The 2,510-nt window shown below is 63.6% G+C and carries 4 protein-coding genes; 1 reads left to right on the top strand and 3 read right to left on the bottom strand.

Annotation, left to right across the window (positions count from 1 at the left end):
• Nucleotides 1-408, top strand: a 408-nt coding sequence (locus QOC69_RS33690) for an aldolase/citrate lyase/malate synthase family protein (RefSeq protein WP_526446818.1), incomplete at its 5' end; no start/stop codon positions are given.
• A 27-nt stretch (nucleotides 409-435) separates the two neighbouring features.
• On the opposite strand, the gene QOC69_RS33685 is transcribed toward QOC69_RS33690, so the two are convergent.
• The 3 genes from QOC69_RS33685 to QOC69_RS33675 form a co-directional block, all read right to left on the bottom strand.
• The gene (locus QOC69_RS33685; RefSeq protein ID WP_526446817.1) at nucleotides 436-1,620 is read right to left on the bottom strand and encodes an MmgE/PrpD family protein; all 1,185 of its coding nucleotides are present in this window, start codon (nucleotides 1,618-1,620) and stop codon (nucleotides 436-438) included.
• A 21-nt stretch (nucleotides 1,621-1,641) separates the two neighbouring features.
• Nucleotides 1,642-2,214: a YceI family protein gene (locus QOC69_RS33680; protein ID WP_526446816.1), complete on the bottom strand. Its 573-nt coding sequence runs from the start codon at nucleotides 2,212-2,214 to the stop codon at nucleotides 1,642-1,644.
• A 1-nt stretch (nucleotide 2,215) separates the two neighbouring features.
• The coding region (locus tag QOC69_RS33675) for an aldo/keto reductase (RefSeq protein WP_526446815.1) at nucleotides 2,216-2,510 on the bottom strand (295 nt) is incomplete at its 5' end.

The following is a 2,510-nucleotide window of genomic DNA, read 5'->3' as shown; positions in this document are numbered from 1 at the left end:
TTCGATCACGTACTCATGGATATCGCCGTTGCCGCACGCAAGCACGGGGTTCAGGCCATCGACGGTCCTTTCGCAAAGATCCACGACGTTGACGGATACCGCAGCTACTGCGAACGCGCCGCCGCCTACGGATTCGACGGAAAGTGGGTTCTTCATCCCTGCCAGCTCGAGGTGGCCAATGCGGTGTTCTCTCCACCACAAGAGTCCTACGACAGGGCAGAGCTGATTCTCGACGCGTACGCCTATTACACCTCCGCTGCCGGCGGATCTGTGGGCGCCGTGATGCTCGGTGACGAGATGATCGACGAGGCGAGCGCGAAGATCGCTCTGTCGATGGCTACGCGTGGACGACGACTGGCGATGAAGCGGACCAGTGTCTTCACACCGCCAGCCCCGCTGTCTAGATGAACGCCGGCATAACGACCACTGAGCTTGTCAGAAGCTGCGGCGCAGCACATCTGCGGCGTCACGCCAACCCAGGTTCATGATCTCGCCGGCCCGCGCGTGACCGACGCAGCTCGTCACCTTCGCGAAGAGGTCGTCGGCGCTGGCGGGTAGTTCAGGGTGCCCGTACGGGAGGTCGAGGGCGGACTCGGTAACCGTTCCGTCCGACCATTCGACAGCGATTCGCGTTTCGCCATGCATCACACCCTCAGCAGGTCCAGGTGTAGCGACAATCTCAACGCGCTCCATCAAGGCGCGAATCGAGGATCGGTTTACCGAGGTGTCGGTGAACTCCGCCATTCCGGGAAACTCGTCGACCAGCGCGGTCGCCACCGCGTATTCCATACTGAACTTGGCTTCCAGCCCGGTGTTTGGGGTGTGGTGGATGAGCGGCTGCACACCAGCCTGCGGGGTACGCACCTGAATTCCCTCGATGAGACTCAGATCCTTGCCGGCGCGTGGCAATCCTCGTACCGCGCTGATCGGACGTTGCATGGCGTAACAGCAGGGATGCAACTTGATTGCCAGACCTCCCGGAACGGCTGGCCCGGACAGATCCGGTTCCACCGTTCCCCCCATCAATCGAAACCAATCATCGAGGACCGCGGGAGAAGCGGTCGCACCGGCCGCTGCCAGTCGTGCAGCTCGGACTCCAGCGTCGGTGGCGAATCCCACCTGCAAGGCCTTGCTGGCTGTGCCGAACGCTCGTTGAAGGCCTCCCGCACTGGGTATCGCCAGCGCCATCGCCCGAGCCAATCCCGCAACGTCCAGCCCCAGGGTGAGGCCGGCTGCTATGGCGGCCGCCGGTGCGCCCGCGGTACAAGTGGCATGCCAACCCCGGGAGTAGTGAGCCCACCCCAACGCCGTTCCGATCCTGGCCATGACCCCCGCCGCCGCGAGGTATTCCCGCGCACCACCTCCTACCGACAGCGTCGCGTTGACGCACACGACGCTCACATGGGAACTTGACGGCAAGTGCACATCGTCGAAATCCAATGCGTGCCCAATTGCCGCCCAACGCAGGGGTTCCGGGAGACCCGTGGTCATCTGTACGACGGGATCGTCGGACGCGGCCAACGCCACCGCGACGGTGTCGACCAGCGCCTTGTGAGCAAGCTCGAGGTCGCCGTCGTCCGGCTGTAGTTGGAAGGCCCAATCGGCGATATCCGCGATCATGCGCTCACGTATTCGCGTGACTCATTGCCGCGCCAAGTGCAGTGAAAAGGTGACTGTGGTCAGGCCGCGCGCGGCGCGCAGTCTGTCGAAGCTCATGCCGTAGTCATTGCGGTTGAGTTTGGTGGTGCCAGTGACGGCAACCTCGTTTGGGCGCTCAAGGCGCGTTCGCACGGGGAACGAAATGTGCTGAGTCTTGCCGAGAATGGTCAAGTCTCCGTTGACAGTTGCGCGGTCTGGACCATCAGGGCACACACTGCGGGCGACGAATTCGATGGTTGGGTGGTTTGCCACATCGAAGAAGTCGGCGGCCAGCAGATGCGTGGTGAGTCTGTCGAACTTCGTCGTGATGGACTCTGCATCGACAGTGAGCTTTCCGCTCACGTAGCCGTCGTCTGTGATGTGCACTTCTCCGGTGATGCCCGTGAAAGTTCCTCGGAGCGTGAGCAATCCCCACATCGACTTGTGGCTGAAGTCGATGGGCGAGGCCGGCGCCACTCGCCAGTCTCCGCGAGAGGGGCTTTCGACCCGCCCGTCGGAACCGAACAGGTTCCCGGCCGCGACGTGGCTGGTGCGGGAGCCGTTATTGGTTGACATGTCATCCCGCCTGGTGTTCCGGGGATCGGACGACGTCCGACAGCGTCGTGAACTCGTCGTCGGTGAGGGTGACGGTTGCGGCTGCGGTGTTCTCCTCGACGTGCGCGACGCTGGAAGTGCCGGGAATCGGGAGGATCACCGGTGAGCGCCGCAGCAGCCAGGCCAGTGCCAGCTGGGAGGCGCTGGCGTCGTGCTTCTTGGCGAAGGCGTCCAGTGGTCCGCCCGGGCGGGCGAGTTCGCCGGTGGCGATGGGGAACCACGGGATGAAGGCGATGTCGTTGGCCTCGGCGTAGTCC

The organism is Mycobacterium sp., from assembly GCF_032162105.1.
GTDB lineage: Bacteria > Actinomycetota > Actinomycetes > Mycobacteriales > Mycobacteriaceae > Mycobacterium.
The sequence above is the reverse complement of the archived record's forward strand: the minus strand, read 5'-3'. Positions and strand labels throughout refer to the sequence as shown.

Coding starts and splice junctions, on each gene's coding strand:
- QOC69_RS33685 (WP_526446817.1), bottom strand. CDS start 1,620: ATGATCGCGGATATCGCCGATTGGGCCTTCCAACTACAGCCGGACGAC.
- QOC69_RS33680 (WP_526446816.1), bottom strand. CDS start 2,214: ATGTCAACCAATAACGGCTCCCGCACCAGCCACGTCGCGGCCGGGAAC.